This is a genomic window from Petrimonas mucosa (genome assembly GCF_900095795.1).
In the GTDB taxonomy this organism is placed as follows: Bacteria; Bacteroidota; Bacteroidia; order Bacteroidales; family Dysgonomonadaceae; genus Petrimonas; species Petrimonas mucosa.
The window spans coordinates 3410072-3430667 of record NZ_LT608328.1 but is presented as its reverse complement, the minus strand read 5'-3'; the positions used below and the strand labels follow the sequence as shown (position 1 = coordinate 3430667).

The following is a 20596-nucleotide window of genomic DNA, read 5'->3' as shown; positions in this document are numbered from 1 at the left end:
CCAAAATTATTGTAAATCCTCGTCAATCTCCGCTTTCAATTTCAACTTACGCACGAAACGCATGTCGTGTGCCACCATCTTCTGTACCAGATCGGGGAAGGATGTCTTTGTAGGGTTCCACCCCAACAACGTTCTTGCCTTGGTAGGATCACCCAGCAGCTGTTCCACCTCGGCCGGACGGAAGTACTTCTTGTCCACCTCTACCAGCACTTTGCCGGTGGCTACGTCAATTCCTTTTTCATTCACCCCTTCACCTTCCCATCGCAGGGTGATGCCCGCTTCAGCGAAGGCCAGGGTACAAAACTCCCTGACGGAATGCATCTCACCGGTCGCAATCACAAAGTCCTCCGGTTCCGGGTGCTGCAGGATCATCCACATGCACTCCACGTAATCCTTCGCATAACCCCAGTCACGCATGGCATCCAGGTTACCCAGGTAAAGCTTGTCCTGCATCCCCTGTGCAATTCTTGCAGCCGCGATGGAGATTTTACGGGTAACGAAAGTCTCCCCCCGTCGCTCGCTCTCGTGATTGAACAAGATACCATTCACAGCATACATGCCGTACGATTCTCGGTAGTTCTTCGTGATCCAGAACCCGTATAATTTGGCCACACCATAAGGACTGCGCGGGTAAAAAGGAGTGGTCTCCTTCTGCGGCACCTCCTGCACCAGTCCGAACAGTTCTGAAGTAGAAGCCTGGTAGATGCGGGTACTCTTCTCAAGACCCAGGATACGCACCGCCTCCAACAGACGCAATGTCCCCACCGCATCTGTCTCGGCCGTATATTCAGGCACATCAAAGCTCACCTTCACATGACTCTGAGCAGCCAGGTTGTAAATCTCGTCCGGTTGAATATTCTGAATCACCCTTATCAGCGAACTGGAATCCGTCATATCAGCATAATGCAAGTTCACCAACCTCTTCTGCTGCATATCACGCACCCACTCATCAAGATAAAGATGCTCAATACGCCCCGTATTAAACGAAGAAGACCGCCTAAGCAGTCCATGCACCTCGTAACCCTTCTCAATTAAAAACTCCGCTAAGTAAGAGCCATCCTGTCCGGTGATACCTGAGATCAATGCTTTTTTTGTCATTTATATTTGATTTATACTTTGCGATTGCTTTATTAAAAAGAATAAAATTATATTTCAATTATTCTTACACTTTTCCAGTCCACTTTAGTATCAGCCATCTCAATATTCACAAAATCAAAATCAGTAAGATATTTGTCGAATTTAGAAAATGAATTTTTAAGGCCCACATATGATTTGAATCTCCTTATACCTTTCTGACTCTCAAAAATGGGCTGATTCGCATCAAAATCTCTTGGGTGGAAATAAGTCATAAGATATGATGATTTCTTACTCCATTTTTTTATGAGCCAGTAAGGAAATAATCTAAAGAAACCACCACCAGAAAATACAATATTCTTACCAGACAGTTTATGAAAATTAATAGGAAATTCTTTTATTTCACCATTTTGCGTTTTAATGATCGTTGGACCAGTATCTCCATAGTCAGGATAACCACCATAATCGTGATTAGCCGGAAAAATCGAACAATCGTATTTAAACCCTAACTCAACTAATATATCAAGAGCCCATAGATTATTTTTGGTGATTGAAAAACCGGGTGCGCGAAAAGCGTTAATCTCCTTTCCAATCACATCCTCTATTCGTTTCTTGGCTTTTTCCGTATCCATCTTGAATTCTTCTTGGGTAAATCTGAAAGCCAGTTGATGCTGGTACGAGTGACAGCCGATGTGATGCCCCATATAATTTATACGCCTGATTACATCGGGATGCTTCTCAGCCAGCCAACCCAAGCAGAAAAAAGTCGCTTTAATATTGTCCTTCTCCAGTCGTTCAAGAATTCTATCTACCCCCTCGTGAATCCTTACCTCATACTTGTCCCAGTTGAAATCCTGTGTAATGAAATCAACATTATACCAGTCTTCAATGTCGAATGTTAGAATATTCACTTATTTGAAATATTTATCAAAACTCTTTTTTGCTCCTTTATAGAACTGTGCGTCTATAGTGTCCCAATTATCATTACCTTCTATTAATGTTATACCATCATCGGTCACAACCACGTCCCAACCTATTGAGTGTATTCCATAAAATAGAGAGTGAGCTTTTTTTACATATTGAACCATCTCCTCCCAATCAGGTAATTTGTATCCTTCGAATACTATTTCACTATTTGGGTGATATAAACTTTTAGTCCCATATCCTGGTTTAAAAAGCCCCCATTTCTCTAATTTTCCATCATTGATATCGATTCCACACAAGATGCCACCAGAAGACCAGTTGTCTGTATGTCTACCATTCACTCCCATTCTGAAAAAAGCACATAATACTTTAACTTCTCCTTTATGTTGAACTGTTACAATTCTTGTAGTATTTATAGAATGAGGATGAAACCGGGCATATGCTTCAGTTTGATTTTTAATACTATGCTGAATTATCCAGTGATCGTTACCAAAAATAGCAATTAAGTTTTTCAAATCAGATAACTCATTGTTTATGTAAATGCTGCCATCGTTAATCATCAGCTTAAATATGTTTCTATTCATTCCTCCTCCATAACTTATGTTTTTTTTGCAAAAAGCACTTATATTTAATTCTGTTATAGATTCAATGGTTTTATAGGATTTCTCAGATATAGAATAGAATTTCCCTTTGTTTACTAACCCTATATTCAGTGGGGTGTTAATACCAATACTTCTACAGTAGGCTTCAAAAACAAATTTATCTCTTACTAAGCACACATCATTATTAAAATCATAGACAGGTTTCTTTGGCAACTGATTGTTTTTGTTACGTGCATGAGTGAAGGTCAACCAAGGGACATATTCTTTAAAGTCATTTTTGGATTTTCTATCAAATCCAAAAATAAAATAGTTCTTATTTAGGGTCTGCTTATTAATTCCCAATCAGGCACACAATTTCATTTGTGGCCCGAGTGGATAAATGTTTATATTTCTCACTATCATTAACTTCTGTAGTAACGAGACAAAATAAGGTAAGGGAATATCCCTCATATGCCGGATCAGATTCATCACAAAAATGATAGCCCCTATCCAACTCCTTGACGTCGAGGAGAGTCTGGCCCGGATATCATTTAAACCATATCCACGCTTGCCCTGTCCAAACTTCCCTTCAACCTGGTTGCGTTCCGCCGTCTCTCGTCGCTCTTTACGTTTTTGGTATCTGCTCTTGATCTCTTTTGCCGGCTTTCGTCCCAGTGGCTCCCCGGTGAAGCGGATTCCTTTCTCTTTCAAAAACCGCCTGTTCTCCCGGGTAAGATATATCTTATCCACCTGAACCAGCTCCGGATATTTCCCAGTCAACTTCCTGAAGCGTTCAACCTGTGACTGAAGATCCTGCCCCTCGTTGAAGGCATCCCAGTCAAAATGATCCACCCTGGCATATCCATCCAGCAGGCTGATGTTGATCTTGGCGCCAAACTCCGTCTTGGCCTTGGCTTTACCACGGACGATGGGGCGAACATGTGGCTGATGAATGTTCACTATGCGATCTTCTACTTGATGGCTCTTCTTCTTATACATCGTCTCCTGTTGTTCCAGCAGATGCTGGATGACAAAAAAATACTTTAGTTGCCGCCGGTCGAGGGGAATCGGTTTATCCTTTATGGTGTCCAGTATCCCGTTGATAGTCCGCACATCCCGTTTCAGGTAGTTGATCTGCTTGCGTATCGCTTTTCGTAACACGTTGGCTGGTTTTCTCTTCATTTTCGACACATTCAAAAAATCCTTGCGTGCAACCCTTCTGTATGTACGGGGTTTATCTTTAATACCCAGTTTCAAACACAACTCATCGATCAGCTCTTCTGCCTTCTGGCGGCTCTCGTTCAGCAGATCCAGATCGGTGGGATACTTGATATCCGCATCACAGACCGTTGCATCCATTTGGAGCTTCCCCTTGTTCCCGGGATGCGGATCGGGATCGTCATCATTATCATCTTCTTCATCCTTCGCATCCTTGTCAACCACTTCTTGATTTGCCCCGGCTTTTAGCTTCAACCCTTTTCTTATCAAGTCGTCCGTCAATGATTCAAAGACATCAAGGTCGATTCGCTTTCTGATGGAGACCAGCAGTGACGGTGTCATCACCTGTTCATAGGTGAAAGCTTCGAGACCAAGAAAATACTGCATGTAGGGGTTCTCCTGTATCATCTCTATTACTCCACGGTCGTCACTCTTCATGATGTGCTTGATGATGATTACTCCCAGCACAAGCCTGGCATCTTTGGTGGGGGCACCCCGGTTGCTTTTGAAGTTCTTGTAATAAAGCCGGGCGAACTCTTCCCAGGGAACTATTTTTGAAAGAATAACCCACCGGTTATTCTCATCCAGTTTTGCCTCAAAGGGCATCTTGAACTCTGAAATTGAAAGCTGCCTGGAGCTCTTGTATCGTATCATAAAATGCAAGGTTTATGAAGTAAAAATACTCAATTTCTTGCAGTTATGCAAATTTTTTACCAACTAATTTACTGATATACAACACAAATGCCAATTATTCAGCAAACCCTATTTATTTCACCTTTTTGTAATATATATATAAACTGTTCCCAGAAAATTCTTAGTGGACTTTTGAGCTCACACTCTGAATAATATGAGATATGTTTAATATGTTGTTTAAAGTTCAGAATGATTACAAATGGAAAAATAAACCGTCCAATAATCTTGCCACCGTAAAACAATAAACTATCTTGAAAGATAGTGCAATAGTATCCTAAACTAGCAATAGTTCTTTTCAAATATCCTATATTCATAATTTTATAGATTAATTTCTTTTTTTTATCACCTTAGCCGGAATGCCTCCCACTATACAATTCGAAGGAACATCTTTTGTAACCACAGAACCGGCTGCGACAATAGCACCATCTCCTATGTTTACTCCCGATGTTATTACACTATTTGCACCTATCCACACATCATTACCTATTGTAATATCTTTTTCGGTTCGTTCCTGATATACCATGGGCACACCATTTAACTTTGCGCCATGGTTGCCGCAAAACATTTTAGCTCCTGGTCCAACCAAGACATTATCTCCGAAAATAATTTTAGAGTTTTGCTCTGCCCAGATACAACAATCCATTGTGATACGCACGTTGTTACCTAAATATATGTTTTGAGCATTTCTGATAGAGGCACGAGAGTGTATTCTGTAGTCACCCTGATATTTTATTTTCTTTCTCCATATTACATGTTCATGAATGTAGTATGCAATACTTGCCATAATAGCTTTTAAAAAAGATAATGAAAAAAAACCAGATAAAACCTCATTTATCATTTCCTTAGTTTTACCTTCACGCCATGATTGTTCTTTTATATTCATATCTATTTATGATGTCGTTTAATATATTGGATTGTTTTTATTGAAAAATGATTGGAAGAGATTGACACTTATCCACATGAATGGTTTTATAAATCGAATCATTTTTACTGGTTGTTGTAATAATCTATGTAACCACTCTAAACCCAATTTTTGGATTATGACTGGAGCTCTGCTAACAGTACCAGCAAAATATTCAAAAACTAAACCAACACCAACACAAATTGTAGACTCAAGTTTTGGTTGTAGTAATGCCATTAATTGCTCTTGCTTTGGAGCTCCCAATCCACACCAAAAAAATGTAGGCTTTAATCGATTAATTTCTACAGCTAATGCGTCAATATCAAAATCAGCTATAGGTTGAAATGGTGGTGATACTGCTCCCTTGACCTCTAGCGAAGGATAGTTCCTTTTCATTTTTTCTTCAATCTTAGCTATAGTATTGGGGGTACTTCCATAGAAATAATGTGAATATTTTTTTGATTTAGATAACTCAAGAACTGCTGGAAACAAATCAGGTCCCGAAACTCTATCCACACTTTTGTAACCTAAATTTCTTGCAATCCAAACCAAAGGAACTCCATCAGGAACTGTCAATAATGCCTTATTCTGTATTTTTAAATAGTCGTCATCATGATTCGCCAAATGTACAGTCCTACTATTTGTTACACATATATATCCAAACTTCTTATTATCTATAAAATATATGATCTTTTCGAGTGCATCCTGTAGGTTGGTGATATCAATACCTATTTTATCTATATAAAATTTACTCATATAATTTATTCCTATTTCATTCGCTATATCAATTCGTTATAAACATTATTCAATTTCTTTATATAGGTTACTAATGAAAAATTATCTTTCACTGTTTTGTATGCCTCTTTACCCAGATTGTATCGTAATTTACTGTTCCCTAGCAGTGTATTTATCGAGTGAGCCAGTTGTTTATAATTATTCTTTTCAATCAATAAACCATTATTTGTATTAAACACCACTTCTGGAATCGCCCCTACAGGGGTACATATTGGTACAGCACCATATGCCATAGCTTCGAGTAATCCATTTGGGAGCCCCTCAAAATAAGAAGGTAAGATGAAAATATCTGTTTCCATAAATAGTTTTTGTTTTTCTAAATAATCCACTACTCCCATATACTGAAATTTTTCGCCTAATGTTTTTTTACACCTTTCTATGAACCATTTCTTATCTGGACCTGTACCAGCTAAGATAAACCGAAATGAAAAATATTTTTTTTTGATATCTTCAAAAGCTTCAACAATCTCATTCAGTCCTTTATTCTGGTCAATCCTACCAATAAATAGAATATTAATAATATCCTCTTCTCCCGAACGAGTGGATATTTTGTTATTTATTAATTCTTCTTTTGGCACAACAACTGCATTTGGTAGCACCTGCAATTTTGCTTGTGAAATTTTATAATAGCTTGCTGTAAAGTTTCGCTCTTTCTCGCCTAAAAGTATTACTGTATCCGCTAATTTGAGACTATGCTTGATTATAAACTTCTGAAAAAACTTAATATTATTATTTAAACTCAACTTACCACCCCTAAGATGAACAACAATTTTTTTACGATTCAGGGTAGCTATAATAATCAATGTGTAGTTAATAATTATCGAAAACTTACCCAATGGTATATTGATATGAACAACTTCTATTTTTTCTTTTCGCAGTGTTTTGTGAAAGTCAACCCACTTCCTGAACTGCGATATAAACCACTTATGATTCCTTTCTTGAGTGTCCTCTTTTCCTACAACGAAGTGTGTATAGTCTACCTCTTTGTTATTATCTATAAGCAACCTAGTCAGATTAGAAATCCCACCAATATTTTTCTCTGTATTGAGAGATGGAGATGTGATAAGAATTTTATGTTTAAACATTAATATGGAAATTGTATTTGCTGTGATAAATTTTAATACTAGTATAGAGTGTATTATCCTGTAAACTATCTATACAAGATATCATTTTTTTTATTCAACATTTTTTTTAAAATATCCAAGTTTCCTCCAGATAAAAGTTTCAAATAAATATAAGGTATACTCCCTCCTTCAAAACCACTTCTTGGAATACGGTATAAATCGTCATCATTTTTAAAGGTTCTTTCAATAGTTGAAAAGGCTAATTTAATACCATTTTTCTTTAAAATGTCTATCTCACGTCCACCAAAATCAAATCCAGGTTTGCCATTTGGGTATGCAAAGGAATGAATAGGTGCATCAAGTAGATAGCTTAGTCCTGTTATTGATGTGCTAATTTCATATTCAACAGTATCTACACTCTCATTTTTTAATATAGGATGATTCATGGTATGAGCTCCAATATGTACTAACCCTGATTGATACACTTCTTTGATTTGGTTTAAATTCATATTCACACATGACTTTGACTGAGTACTGGTTTGCTTCTGATACTCATAAATTACATTCCAAATTTCATTTATCTTCAAGCGTTTTAATTTGGTTTTTACTGGAATGGCTTCAAAACTCTTAAACTCGAAACGATTATTAATAATACTATTTAAGATGTCAAAATCATAATCACTTATTTCTTGAAACCAAAAATTGATTCTCTCCGAAATTACTTTGGGTGATACAAATATAGATGCAGATATGTTATACTTTTTCAGTAATGGAAATACTGTTTTATAAAAACTAATATGTCCATCGTCAAAGGTAATATGACAAGCATGGTTTATTTTTTTACCTTGCAAGTAGTAATTTTCTATATCTTCATAACTTATAGGATTATAAAAACGTTTGATGATTTTAAGGATATCTTCGAACCAATGTGGATCTTTAATTGCATGAAAGTTGAGGATAATATTAGGAAGTAACTTCATATTCTAATGTTTAGTGTATTGCAGATTGTGCAAAGTCCCAGTTAGCAGAATCACGAATATCTATATGGTTATCTATTAAGAAATTATTGTCGGTTGGATATAGGCTTATAGGACGTACTAAAAATGGTAGCCTAATCTTTCCTATTGTAGTCATTAGTTTTAACGGTTCGAAAATGAACCCGATACTTTTAAATTTTTGTTTTTCATTTTGAGAGAAAACATGACTCCGTATTATTGAGATTCTAAAATACCGGGAACTAAAACACATTAATCTTTTGAAAATATTTCTGGTCGGGGCAATGTATTCTTCAATCATGAATTGAAATTTTGATCTTTTGCTAAAGATTATATAACCAATTAATTTTTCTTCTTCATAATAATATGCGAAATAGTTGTTTTGATTAGGATAAGCATATCGCCAATTATAGAATGATTGATCTCGATAATGAGTTATTACATTGATATTTCTGTTTTTACGATTCAAAGTTACAATATCATTAATTCGTAATTGTGTTGTAAAAATCAATTTATTGTCTTTATACTTTCTAATAATCTCTTCAAATTGATTATTATGCTTCCTGGAAATACCAAATAGATTTTTGAAAGTTAATAAGAGATTTATTTTGAAACCATATCTGTTACAATAATTTATTGATTGCCATCCTTGTTTCAAATTACCCGGTGTAGATAAATTATTAGATGATGTGTTTAATACAATGGCATTTGTTTCATGTTGCAAATCAGTTAGAAAAGCTTCGTTTAATTTAGAGAATATTCCCATTCTTCTGAAATCAGGATGTACAATAGCATCAGCAGGATTAAAGACTTTATAAAGAACATTTCTTAACATAAAATGCTGGATTACGAAAGCTCTGAAACCAACAACTTGTTCACCATTAAGAGCTACATAAATAAATGGATTGTTTTTATTATATGGATTCTGTTCGTAACGCCATTCGAATTTATTTTTTAATTCCCTGGTCTTTAGGTGTTTCCACTTAAACGCCAAAAGTTCTAACAAAGAAAATTTGTTATTAAACTCATATTTTTTAAATACTAGTTTATTCATTATTTTTACTTTATAAGTATTTTATGTATAGTCCCAATAAAACTTATAATTAGTCCAATCAGTATCTCCTAGACGGCTATCTGCAATAATAGCAAAAAATATATACGAAATTGCTATTAAAAACACAAAAATATATACCAAATTAATTCCTCTAATTTTTGAATGCTTCAAATAATAAAGAAGATATGCTGTAGTAGGAATTAAAAAAATCGTAAAGTATCCTATTGGTCGCAAGAAAACAGTAGCAGTATTTGCAAAAAGATTATGAAACAATATGCCTACTAGACCAAGATTAAAGTAAGCTTGGTAGTTGGTGTTAGCATACAGTTTTTTTAAATGCGGATGATACCATATAATCAAAGCTCCGAGGAGGATCCTTGATATACGACGAGGACCCAAGTTCATTTCTCTTTGCCTTTCGAACATATAATAGTCTAGTTTATCAGCATATCTTTCATATCCAATAAATTGCAACAATCCTTCTGTGTTGTCCATAATACCAATCCAGAAAGGATTTGAACCAATAATAATTGCACATAATAATAGTAATAGATTTATGTATCTATTTTTGAGGTAGTCTCTTTGAGGTATAAAATAAAAAATGAATAATAATGCTGCAGACCTATGGAAGAGGGTAGCTATGAAAATAGTTAGAAAATAATGTAACGGTTTTCGACTATTAATAAATTGAATGCTAAAGACAAACATACATGCTGCAATAGTTTGTCTTATGCCGTTCATCCAGCCTAAGTAATAACCCCCTAATACTATGACTATACCAATAAATGGAAGTAAATACCTTTCATTTTTAAATGCCAAATAGAGAAAGATAATCTGGACAAATGCCCAAAAACCAAACCAAATGGAAAAATGTATATTTAGATTTGCAAATACTTTAGAAATATACAAAAATAGACCTTCAATTTCTCTTTTTGGCTCAAATCCGTTAAGTAAAACTCTGTAACCTTCTAAATAACTTTGATGGTCTGTTCCGACTTTCCATCTTACCCCAGAGATAAAAGCAAAAAATAACAAAGGAATAATTATTTCCCAAGTCAGAAATGGCGTTTTACGTCCTGCACGTAAATTAATTCGCTCTCGTCTCGCTGCAATAGTACCAAACCACCACATCGAAAAACCTAAAAAACCATATACTATAAAACTTTGCAACATATTATTATTGCGTGTAGAAATATCAAATAATTAAAACTTTTTATTCCTGTTTTTCTAATTCTTCAATGATTCTCGCAGCCATTTTTTCATAGCTTCTGTTTTGAATAACATACTGATATCCTTTATCTCCCATATTTTTTAAATTAAATTTCCCATCCAAAATTTGAAAAATTGTATCAACATACTCCTCTTTATTATAATTAAGTAAGACTCCTCCTTCTGATTGTGTGATAGCTTCATTTTGCTCAATAATTTCTTTATTTGCCAACACAGGACATTTCAAGGCCATACTCTCGAATACCTTTGTAGGTGAGGAAATTATAAATCTCTCTATGGGTGGAATAGCTGATATGGAAAAGTCTGCTATTTGCAATAATTTAAATAATTTCTCTCTTGGGACTGTTCCTGTAAAATGGAGATTAAGCTCTTTGTTCTGTGTGTAGCTTGATAATCTTTCTATATCATCTTCATTTCCACCAACAATTAAGAAATCTAAATTATTGGCTCTTTTATTTACTTCATGTAGTATGTCGATAACAAAATCCACCTTTCTACCCTTGCTCATAGCTCCAAAGTAGATACCAGTGAAAGGTTTTTTCAAGGTATATTCTTCTCTCAGTTTCTCCTTTTCATCACGGTCAATTTCTTCAATCATGGAAGTGTTTATTCCCATTGGTACAATTATACTTTCTCTATTTACATTAAATTTTTCTAATAAATACTCTTTATATTTTTCACTCCTCACAATCAAAACGTGTGTTCTTCTCATTATGCATACTTCCCATTTCAATGAGAGTTGTAAGAAAAGACGTTTGATAGTGTTTTTTGTTCTTAATAGATAGCTTTCTATCACCGGAAATGCTTTTATATAAATAAATCTAAATTTATAAACTTTCGATAAAAGAAAAACGAAGGTAGATAAATCAACTCGATTTCTTACAACAATAAAATATGGATTCAATTTTCTAATTAATTTGATAAGATTGAAAACAAAAATAATGTAAGATAAAACAAATGAACGATATCTTCGTGTTATAGTTGTATTATTGCTTTTGTCTTTAGCTATTTTGCTTTTTCGATCATTCATCAGTAGATAATAAACATTGTAATCCTGTTTAGGTATTTCATCTACCCAAATGCTTTTTTCAGCAATTCGAATATTATCAATTGAATTCGTACAATCAACATATATAATGTTACGACTGATTTTTACTGACATTGTTTTAATTTTCTCTTTATCTTAAAATTAGTTCGTATAACTTTCTATTCCCTTGATGAGTTGATTCAAAATAAATTTTATTACCACTTGTATCCCATTTAGGATGTAAGTCACATCTTATTTCTTTATTATAGCGCAGCGATTGATAAAAGTCACCTACCTTTTTTATCTCCTCCTTTTCTATATTAAATAAGTATAAAGAAGAAAACCTGGATAAATTAGGATATGTATCGGTAATAATATATTTGCCATCGGGCGATATAGAGGGGTGACCATCTACTCTGGGCAGCAGCTTTGAATATAACATTGCTGTCTCCGTATTCAAATCAAATTTATAATATCCCACATCTCCTTTGTAGTTGCAAAAAGCAAGAATTTCACTACTGTTTAACCAGCAACAATGTGATACCATAGTATCTCCATTTAATATTTTCAGGTTACTTCCATTTTTATTACATACCACTAATCGCGTAAATCTTCCTTTTGGACCAATCCAGCGATGTAAAAACATAAATTTACTTCCATCAGGAGCAATGTCAATGTGATTTACCTTATGCTTGGCATCATACATCGTTTTGACATATGAAAAAGCTTTTAATTGCTCCAAAGTAAGCAGCAGACTTGTTGTACCAGTTTTTAAATCTACATACCAAATACCATCTTCGTTATCAGGAGGTAAATTATTAAAAGGTAAATTGAAATAACCATAATCTGGACGCATAGCTGCCAAACGAGAGAAATTTAACGAAAGGGCATATTTACCTGTCTTACTTACACTATATATTGGTATAGTATACATTTTTATAATCCTGCCGCTTTTGTCAATCACTTTTGATATATAGTTATCTGAAGAGTTATCTAGATCATTAAATATAATGTGTTTGTTATCTTTTGGTAACCACTGTAGCATGCAGCCTTGTTGCCAATTCCAGACCTTTGTCTTAGCTATTTTAGTGATTTTCCCTTCTTTATCTTTCAGCATAATCTGAGAAGGTTCTACGAGGCTACCTCTCACATCCTCATTTGTTACTTTCAGATATAAAATGTCACCTTCTTCATTTTCAGGAGATATATTATAATAGCCAAAAAAGTTGATTCTATCCTTATCAACAGAGTTCAATACATTTTTGTCAAAAACAAAATGACTGCTAATTTGTCTGTTTTTTACATAACGATATAATAAATATCTAATTTTTATTAAAGGTGTGCCGAGATAAGAGTTTTTGAATAAGAGTTTTGCCTTATCTAATATCATAACTAAATAGTTTATTTTTCAAGTTCGTTAGTTAAAACTATGCACTTTTAGTGCAAGGCTTTAGCTTCTACAAATATTCATTACTTTTGTAAGAAAGTCAAGTTATATGGAACACCGCAAAAGTAGTCACAGTGTATACAATCTACAAGTTCACCTGGTTTGGATAACGAAATATCGTTACAAGGTTCTGACCGGTGATGTTCAATTGCGCTGTCGTGACATACTACGTCAGGTGAGTAATTCGTTGGACATTGCTATGCTGAAAGGCGTTGTTAGCAAGGATCATATCCACTTGCACATAAGTTATCCCCCGAAGTTAAGTGTTAGCGATATCGTTAAGCGTCTTAAAGGTCGCAGTTCACGTATGTTGCTTCAGGAGTTTCCCGAGCTACAGCGTCGCTACTGGGGGAATCATTTTTGGGCAATCGGTTATGGTTGCTGGAGTGTGGGTAACATCACTGACGAGATGTTGTCCACGTACCTGGATCACCATGGGGATCATCCCAATTCCAACGAAAACTTTATCCTGGAATGAAACGGTATTTCAAAGAACGTAACTTTAGTTGTTCACTTTTAATCGACCTTGGTCGAAACTCAAACGACTTATAGTCGAAAACAAACCTATGGATTTCCAATCCATAGTGGTTCAGTTTTTTTGAAAGTCGATTATAATTGATTTTATGATAAGTATAATTTCTTTCTCAAAAAATAGAATAAGTAATATATAAATAAATGAATAGAGTAAACCTAAAATAAATAAAGATAGAATAGGGATTACATTCAAATACTCAAGATATCTATTCACAAAATAGATTGCTATGGCAGAAAAGAAACCTATTAAAAATATTTTGAAACAATCTGTCAATTGCTCTTTCATTTTGTAGCTAATCTCTCGCCCGCTATAATGCATACTAGGTATAATCATCACATAATAAGCGATTGTATAAGAACATACTAAAGCAGTTATACCAAAAGGCATAGATATAACAATAGCAATTATACCAATTATCTTTTTTAGGACTTCTAGTTTTAAGAATAATTCACTTTTATTTTTTACTTTCAGTATGTTTAAATTGTAAGAGTGTAAAGGACGTATAATTGAAGCAACTGCAAGTATCTGAAAGTATGGCACTGCAGGCAGCCATTTTTCCCCAAATAAAACAAAAAATAAGTCTTTTGCGACAACAATTAAATACATCATTAATGGAACTGAAATAAAAAAAGAAAGTCTCATTACTTTTTTGTAAGCGCTTTTCAATTGCTCTCTTTTGCTAATATTTGAGAAGAAAGGATATGTAACTTTCTCTAAAACAGAAGCCATCTGTGTCACTGGTAGGTTTCTTATATGGTCAGCTTGATTATAAAATCCAGCTATAGTTGGGCTGAAGAATTTTCCAATTATAATATTATATATATTTTTATATATCGTATCTATTAAACTTGAAAGAGTCATTTTATATCCAAAATTAAAATGATGTCTGAATTTCTCTTTATCAAACTTCAGTGAAGGTTTCCATGGTATGAAGATCCAACTCTGTATCGTAAAAATGATAGTCTGCGTAAGGTTAAGCCATACTAAACTCCACACTCCAAAACCTTTGTAAGCCATAGTAACTCCTACAATAGCTGCTATAATAGTGGAAGGTATTTGCAACTTCATTTGAGTTTTGAATTTCATCTCTTTCGTGAGCTTTGCTACATGTACCGCTACAAATGAACGGATTACGAAACTGAGAGCATATACCCTTAGAATGTCCTTGAGTATAGATTGGTTATAAAATGCAGCAATATTAGATGCTATCAAAAAGACAAGCAAATAGACTGCTACACTTATGAGCATGTTTGTCATAAATACAGTTGAATAATCCAACTGATCAGGGTCTTTAGTACGGATAAGTGAACTAGTCATACCACTATCCATCAATGTCTGTCCAATGGCGATAAATACCGATAGCATGGCTATAAGTCCAAACATCTCAGGCATTAAAAGTCGTGCAAGAATAATCTGTACAACAAAGTTTATTATTTGCACACTAAATTGTTGGGCAAAAGTCCAAAAAACACCACTAACAGCTTGTTTTTTTAAGCTACTACTCATTACTATCGTTGATCACAAATTGAATGTTGAGACCAATGGATTATATTATTTACGTTTCAATTAATAATAGTAATGCGAATCAGTAGTTGAAACTGCTCGCAAGTTTATATAGTTAAAGTATTTAAAATCAATAAAATAAAGGTGTTGAATGCTTGTTCAATCCGCTGAAAATCATTAACTTAGAAGAATGATTCCATTATTTTTCAAGTATGACTCCCAGCGAGAAAGAGTTTAAACTGATACAGATTTATATGTATATATGTGATTTATAACGACCAGGAATTGAAATATTACTGTCAAAGATACAGCAATAATTCGAATCCAGCTCTCACCGACCAGGAAATAATGACTATCTACCTGTTTGCAGGACATTGTCAAAAATATTTCCAGATCAGGGAGATATACAACTTTGCATCGGAATATCTTCCCTCCTGGTTTCCCAAATTACCTCCTTATCAGACTTTTAATCTCAGATTAAACCGTCTTGACGAAGCCTTCAAGGTATTATCCCGGAGATTGATATCTTCATTCATGCCGGATGATTGTGACAGGGGTATATCCCTTGTCGATTCCATGCCCGTGATAACTTGTACGGGAAGGAACAGTAGCCCATGAAATAACCTCCAAAGGGTGCTGTTCAACAAAGAATTAGTACTATTCTATGCACTGACTTTGCATAGGGAAGGTACAATCCCCTTTCCCGAATCTCTGATGTTTACTGCTGCCGAAGATAACGATCTGACTGTTTTTTAACAGGCTTGGGGTGATTATATATCCGATATCATAATTTTTGGAGACAAAATATACTCCGATTTTGAATACTTCAATTATGACAGGAAACAAAAACAGCATATCGAAATGTTCACTTCCATCAAGGCAATCAAGGGGTAATCCGAACAGTAGAGACAATACCAAAAAGCTTATAATGACTTGTTTTCTACGGTAGTTTCAAAAGTTAGGTAACCCATAGAATCATTCTTCAACTGGCTAAATGAAAAAACAACTATTCAAAGAGCGCAAAAAGTAAGATACAAGAAAGGATTACTTATACATACGATGGGAAGAATTGCCATCACTTTTATTTATCTAATTTTTTAAATACTGAATCACATTAGTAATAAAATTATAACTTTCCATCTGCATTTTTATCAAGAACCCCTTTTACGTCATACACTACACAATTGTGCTTGGTAAATTTTGCAGTATCCAACCTTTGAAATTCGTCATGGGCAACAGCAAGAATGATTGCGTCATAGGAGCCTACGGGCAATTCGTTATGTATCTCTACGCCATATTCATGTTTTGCAATGGCTGGATTGGCCCAGGGATCATAGATGGTTACGTTGGCATTGTACTCTTCCAGCGTTTTGATGATGTCAATCACCTTGGTGTTGCGCACGTCGGGACAGTTTTCCTTGAAGGTAAAGCCTAAAACCAATACATTTGAGCCAAGCACCTGTATCCCTTTTTTGAGCATCAGCTTCATCACCTGATCGGCCACATACTCTCCCATCCCGTCGTTCATGCGTCTTCCGGAAAGAATGATCTCCGGATTGTAACCCAATCGTTGTGCTGCCTGTGCAAGGTAGTATGGGTCTACTCCAATACAGTGACCTCCCACTAAACCCGGTTTAAACGGAAGGAAGTTCCATTTTGTGCCTGCTGCTGTAAGTACATCTTGCGTGTTGATGTTCATTCTGTTGAATATTTTGGCAAGCTCATTCACAAAGGCAATATTGATGTCGCGCTGTGCATTCTCAATAACCTTAGCTGCTTCAGCAACTTTTATGCTTGGTGCAAGGTGTGTGCCTGCAGTTATTACAGATGCATAAACCTTGTCAACTATTTTACCTACTTCGGGAGTACTGCCTGAAGTAACTTTTAATATTTTCTCAACCGTATGCTCTTTATCGCCCGGATTTATACGCTCTGGGCTATATCCGGCATAAAAATCTTGGTTATAGATCAAACCGCTTACTTTTTCTACAACCGGTATACATTCATCTTCGGTAACTCCCGGATAAACGGTAGATTCATATACTACAATGTCCCCTTTTGAGATCACCTTGCCCACTGTTTCACTGGCTCCATAAAGGGGTCGCAAATCGGGATTGTTGTTTTTATCCACTGGAGTGGGTACAGCCACAATATAGAAGTTGCAGTCACGGATGGCTTCTATGTCTGTAGTGCAGACAAATCCGTTTTTAATGGCTTCTTGCAACAATTGATCGTCAACCTCAAGGGTACTGTCACGACCACTCATCAACTCATCCACACGAGCTTGACTCAGATCGAATCCTACTGTTTTGAATTTGGTGCTCATCAGTCGAGCCAAGGGTAAACCTACATATCCGAGGCCTATAACGCAAATGCGTGGATTGAAATATAATTCTTTATCTTCCATTGAGTTTTATATTGCTTTGTTCTTATGCTATGCTTAACTATTTGATTTTAATTTGTTTTCTATAATTTCGATATTGATTTTCGAAGTCTCAGCTATTCTCTCAGGATCCACTCTGTGAAGTGAACGTTAAGTTTAATTTGCTGTTCGAACGGAGTGAGTTTCAAATCATATAGTGAATGAATAGTTGTGGATAAAGGAGTGTAAATAAAATCTAAAGATTCTCCCAGTACCACTTTACAGCCTCTTTCAATCCTTGCTTCATAGAAAACTCAGGATCGTAACCCAACAATCTACGAGCTTTGTCGATATTAGCCAGTGAGTGAGGTATATCGCCCGCACGGTTGGGACCATGTTTAATCTCAACATTAGCTATTGCTGGGTCTAACTCCGAGAGGTACTCTTTGAGATATCCAACCAATTGATTGAGTGTTGTGCGCTCGCCATACGCCGTATTATATACTGTATTTACTGCTTCTGGATTGGTCGTCTCCATTGCCCTGATGTTCATCTGAATTACATTATCGATATAGGTGAAATCGCGACTGTACTCCCCATCGCCATTAATTACAGGTGACTCGTGATTCATGAGTTTCTTCACAAACAGAGGTATCACTGCAGCATAGGCTCCGTTTGGATCTTGTCTTCTGCCAAACACATTGAAGTAGCGTAAGCCGATGGTTTCAATTCCGTAGGTTTTGGAGAAGACATCGGCATAGAGTTCGTTCACATATTTTGTGATGGCATAAGGGGACAAGGGCTTGCCAATTACATCTTCTACCTTGGGGAGCGATTTGCTGTCGCCATAGGTAGAGGAACTGGCAGCGTAGATAAATCGTTTTACTCCTGCATCGCGACTTGCTACCAACATATTGAGAAAACCCGAGACATTGACTTCATTAGATGTTATCGGGTCCTTAATGGAACGGGGTACTGATCCGAGGGCTGCCTCGTGAAAAACAAAGTCGATTCCTTCTGTGGCTACTCGGCAATCGTCCAAATTCCGAATATCACCTACTTGTAAGGAGAATCTATTTTTGTATTTTTCCAGAAGTGGAAGTAAATTTTCTATCTTACCGGTTGCGAAGTTATCGAGTACTTTTACTTCGTGTCCAAGCTCTAATAAAGCTTCTGTAAGGTTGGAACCAATAAATCCGGCTCCTCCGGTCACCAATATTTTACTCATATTTTTATTTTACAAATTCTATAATCCGTTTACAGGCCAAACCATCTCCATACGGGTTGTTGGCTTGTGCCATGGAGTTGTAATAGGTTTCGCTGTCCAACAAACGGGAGACCTCCGAGACAATCAGGTGGTAGTTGGTACCGACTAACTTCACGGTGCCGGCATCGACTGCTTCGGGTCGTTCGGTGGTGTCGCGCATCACCAACACGGGTTTACCCAATCCGGGGGCTTCTTCCTGAATACCGCCGCTGTCGGTCAGCACAAGCGTGCTTTGCTCCATCAGGTAGACAAAGGGGAGATAATCGAGGGGTTCGATAAAGAAGATGTTTTGGTTATCGTTCTTTGTTCCTGAGACTGCCGCTTCACCAAAGATCTCCAAAATGGGTTTGCGCACATTGGGGTTGAGGTGCATGGGGTAGACAAAATCGACTTCGGGATATTTCTCCGTCAACGTTTTGATGGCGTTGCACATATTGATAAATCCTTCTCCAAAGTTCTCTCGTCGGTGGCCGGTGATCAGGACCAGTTTCTTGCCTCCATTCAGTTGTTGGGTATCGTAACCGGCTGTTTTCAATTGTTGTTGCAGTTCTCCGGCCAGTGAGGCGTCTTGTTTGATCTTGTCGACCACCAGATACAGGGCATCGATTACGGTGTTGCCGGTGACGGTGATGCTCTCCTCTTGGATGCCTTCTTTCAACAGGTTCTGCTTGCTGAGGGGCGTGGGTGCCAAATTGTAGGTGGCTATGCGACTGGTGATCTGCCCCCTGTTGATGGTTTCCACTACCTGTGGATTGATATCCACACCAATTACGTCGATGCCGCTATCGGCTGCTAATCAGTTCCCCTTAATATTACTGAATATCTCTTCTACATACGGTATTCCTAGTACCCATGCGAAAGCAGTAATAATACCCAACATAAAGAATCCTAAAATAATGATACTTCTACGTGGAGCACTTTTCTCATGTGGCACTACCGTAGGATTAACCAATGTAAGAATGGTCTGATTCTCTTTAACTGCAATTCGAGCTTGTTCACGTTGCTTGGCAAGTTCGCTGTACACGGAGAAAGAAATGTTAAATTCACTTTGCAATCTCATCTCCGTTGACCGGGCTGTTGCAGTTGCTAAACCACGATTGGCATCCTGAAAGGCGGCTAACCGTGCTTGGGCTTGCAGAAAATCTTTTCTTGCAGATTCAAAACTCTCCTCCACAAACTGCAAGTTATCCTCCAACTTTTCAGACTTAAAGGTAGCGACATATTTCTCTAATGTACGGTAGAGATTATCGGTAATTACAGCAGCCGGTTTAGCTTCCGGAAAACTGTAACTTAACGATACATATCCCTCTTTTGGATTAAGATAGACCTGTAGAGCATTCTGAATTACTTTGTAAACCTCTTTTTCCTCTTCGTTAAGGACATATATAGTACCAGAGTCAGTAGTGAATGCAGTCTCTTCGGGGGACGAATTTCTTAGACTACCAAGGATAACAAATGGTAAACCAAAAGTATATTTCTTGATATTCCCAAGAATGTTTTTATCTTGGTACTCCTTATTTGTATAATACTCATACAGTGTTATCTCCTTGCCGTTAGACCGCTTTGTTACAATTGGGGTTTGCATTATCTCCAGAGTGAAGGGTGCACTTTTAACGATTTCAGGATATATATGCGGAGATAATGTGCCTTCTGTCATTGCAGATGACCCTAGATTTACGCCCATCATCGCAGCCACACCACTTAATCCTCCAGATTTGCCTTCGCCGCTCTGAGGTACTACGGTACAACTGGCCGTATAACTTACTGGTGATATGAGAGCAATAAAGAGACCGAGTAGCAGAAAGATTGTTGTAACTGATATGATGAACCTCCTTTTAACCCACAGTTTGCGAATAAGATCCATTTCCTCACTAGATTGAACCGGTTGGGTAACAGGGGGAATTATATTCTGTTCCATAAATATCT

17 protein-coding genes and 1 pseudogene are annotated in these 20596 nt (G+C 36.4%); 1 reads left to right on the top strand and 17 read right to left on the bottom strand.

What is annotated here, in order from left to right:
• Positions 1-6: 6 nt before the first annotated feature.
• The 12 genes from gmd to ING2E5A_RS13635 form a co-directional block, all read right to left on the bottom strand.
• Positions 7-1098: a GDP-mannose 4,6-dehydratase gene (gmd, locus tag ING2E5A_RS13690; RefSeq protein WP_071137890.1), complete on the bottom strand. Its 1092-nt coding sequence runs from the start codon at positions 1096-1098 to the stop codon at positions 7-9.
• Between the two features lie 47 nt (positions 1099-1145).
• Positions 1146-1985: a polysaccharide deacetylase family protein gene (locus ING2E5A_RS13685; protein ID WP_071137889.1), complete on the bottom strand. Its 840-nt coding sequence runs from the start codon at positions 1983-1985 to the stop codon at positions 1146-1148.
• Entirely contained in the window at positions 1986-2942 is a 957-nt protein-coding gene (locus ING2E5A_RS13680) for a sugar-transfer associated ATP-grasp domain-containing protein (protein ID WP_071137888.1), read from the bottom strand.
• Entirely contained in the window at positions 2943-4451 is a 1509-nt protein-coding gene (locus ING2E5A_RS13675; protein WP_071136623.1) for an IS5 family transposase, read from the bottom strand.
• Between the two features lie 364 nt (positions 4452-4815).
• Complete coding sequence (locus ING2E5A_RS15870; RefSeq protein ID WP_071137887.1) at positions 4816-5373, bottom strand: acyltransferase; 558 nt, start codon at positions 5371-5373, stop codon at positions 4816-4818.
• An 18-nt stretch (positions 5374-5391) separates the two neighbouring features.
• A complete protein-coding gene (locus ING2E5A_RS13665) occupies positions 5392-6147 on the bottom strand; it encodes a WecB/TagA/CpsF family glycosyltransferase (protein ID WP_071137886.1) in 756 nt (251 codons plus the stop codon).
• 23 nt (positions 6148-6170) lie between these two features.
• Positions 6171-7271, bottom strand: a complete 1101-nt coding sequence (locus tag ING2E5A_RS13660; RefSeq protein WP_071137885.1) for a glycosyltransferase family 4 protein — start codon at positions 7269-7271, stop codon at positions 6171-6173.
• 65 nt (positions 7272-7336) lie between these two features.
• Entirely contained in the window at positions 7337-8230 is an 894-nt protein-coding gene (locus ING2E5A_RS13655; RefSeq protein WP_083373360.1) for a polysaccharide deacetylase family protein, read from the bottom strand.
• A 10-nt stretch (positions 8231-8240) separates the two neighbouring features.
• Positions 8241-9299, bottom strand: coding sequence for a GNAT family N-acetyltransferase (locus ING2E5A_RS13650; RefSeq protein ID WP_071137884.1), 1059 nt, complete (start codon positions 9297-9299; stop codon positions 8241-8243).
• Between the two features lie 21 nt (positions 9300-9320).
• Positions 9321-10472: an EpsG family protein gene (locus tag ING2E5A_RS13645; RefSeq protein WP_071137883.1), complete on the bottom strand. Its 1152-nt coding sequence runs from the start codon at positions 10470-10472 to the stop codon at positions 9321-9323.
• Between the two features lie 40 nt (positions 10473-10512).
• Entirely contained in the window at positions 10513-11241 is a 729-nt protein-coding gene (locus ING2E5A_RS15475) for a glycosyltransferase (protein WP_161942035.1), read from the bottom strand.
• A gap of 466 nt (positions 11242-11707) precedes the next feature.
• Positions 11708-12946 carry a TolB family protein gene (locus tag ING2E5A_RS13635; RefSeq protein ID WP_071137881.1) on the bottom strand — a complete coding sequence of 413 codons (1239 nt, stop codon included), beginning with the start codon at positions 12944-12946 and terminating at the stop codon, positions 11708-11710.
• A gap of 106 nt (positions 12947-13052) precedes the next feature.
• Here ING2E5A_RS13635 and tnpA point away from each other — a divergent pair, with 106 nt between their 5' ends.
• A complete protein-coding gene (tnpA, locus tag ING2E5A_RS13630; RefSeq protein WP_071137880.1) occupies positions 13053-13481 on the top strand; it encodes an IS200/IS605 family transposase in 429 nt (142 codons plus the stop codon).
• A 111-nt stretch (positions 13482-13592) separates the two neighbouring features.
• Here the strand turns inward: tnpA and ING2E5A_RS13625 are convergent, their stop codons facing one another.
• The 5 genes and pseudogenes from ING2E5A_RS13625 to ING2E5A_RS13600 all read right to left on the bottom strand — a co-directional run bounded on the left by ING2E5A_RS13625 (position 13593) and on the right by ING2E5A_RS13600 (position 20588).
• Complete coding sequence (locus tag ING2E5A_RS13625; protein ID WP_071137879.1) at positions 13593-15044, bottom strand: lipopolysaccharide biosynthesis protein; 1452 nt, start codon at positions 15042-15044, stop codon at positions 13593-13595.
• A 1123-nt stretch (positions 15045-16167) separates the two neighbouring features.
• Positions 16168-17448 carry a nucleotide sugar dehydrogenase gene (locus tag ING2E5A_RS13615; RefSeq protein ID WP_071137877.1) on the bottom strand — a complete coding sequence of 427 codons (1281 nt, stop codon included), beginning with the start codon at positions 17446-17448 and terminating at the stop codon, positions 16168-16170.
• A 211-nt stretch (positions 17449-17659) separates the two neighbouring features.
• Positions 17660-18631, bottom strand: a complete 972-nt coding sequence (locus ING2E5A_RS13610; protein WP_071137876.1) for an SDR family oxidoreductase — start codon at positions 18629-18631, stop codon at positions 17660-17662.
• 4 nt (positions 18632-18635) lie between these two features.
• A pseudogene (wecB, locus tag ING2E5A_RS13605) lies at positions 18636-19430 on the bottom strand (non-hydrolyzing UDP-N-acetylglucosamine 2-epimerase); the annotation flags it as partial.
• 36 nt (positions 19431-19466) lie between these two features.
• Positions 19467-20588, bottom strand: coding sequence for a Wzz/FepE/Etk N-terminal domain-containing protein (locus tag ING2E5A_RS13600; RefSeq protein ID WP_071137874.1), 1122 nt, complete (start codon positions 20586-20588; stop codon positions 19467-19469).
• Positions 20589-20596: the final 8 nt, after the last annotated feature.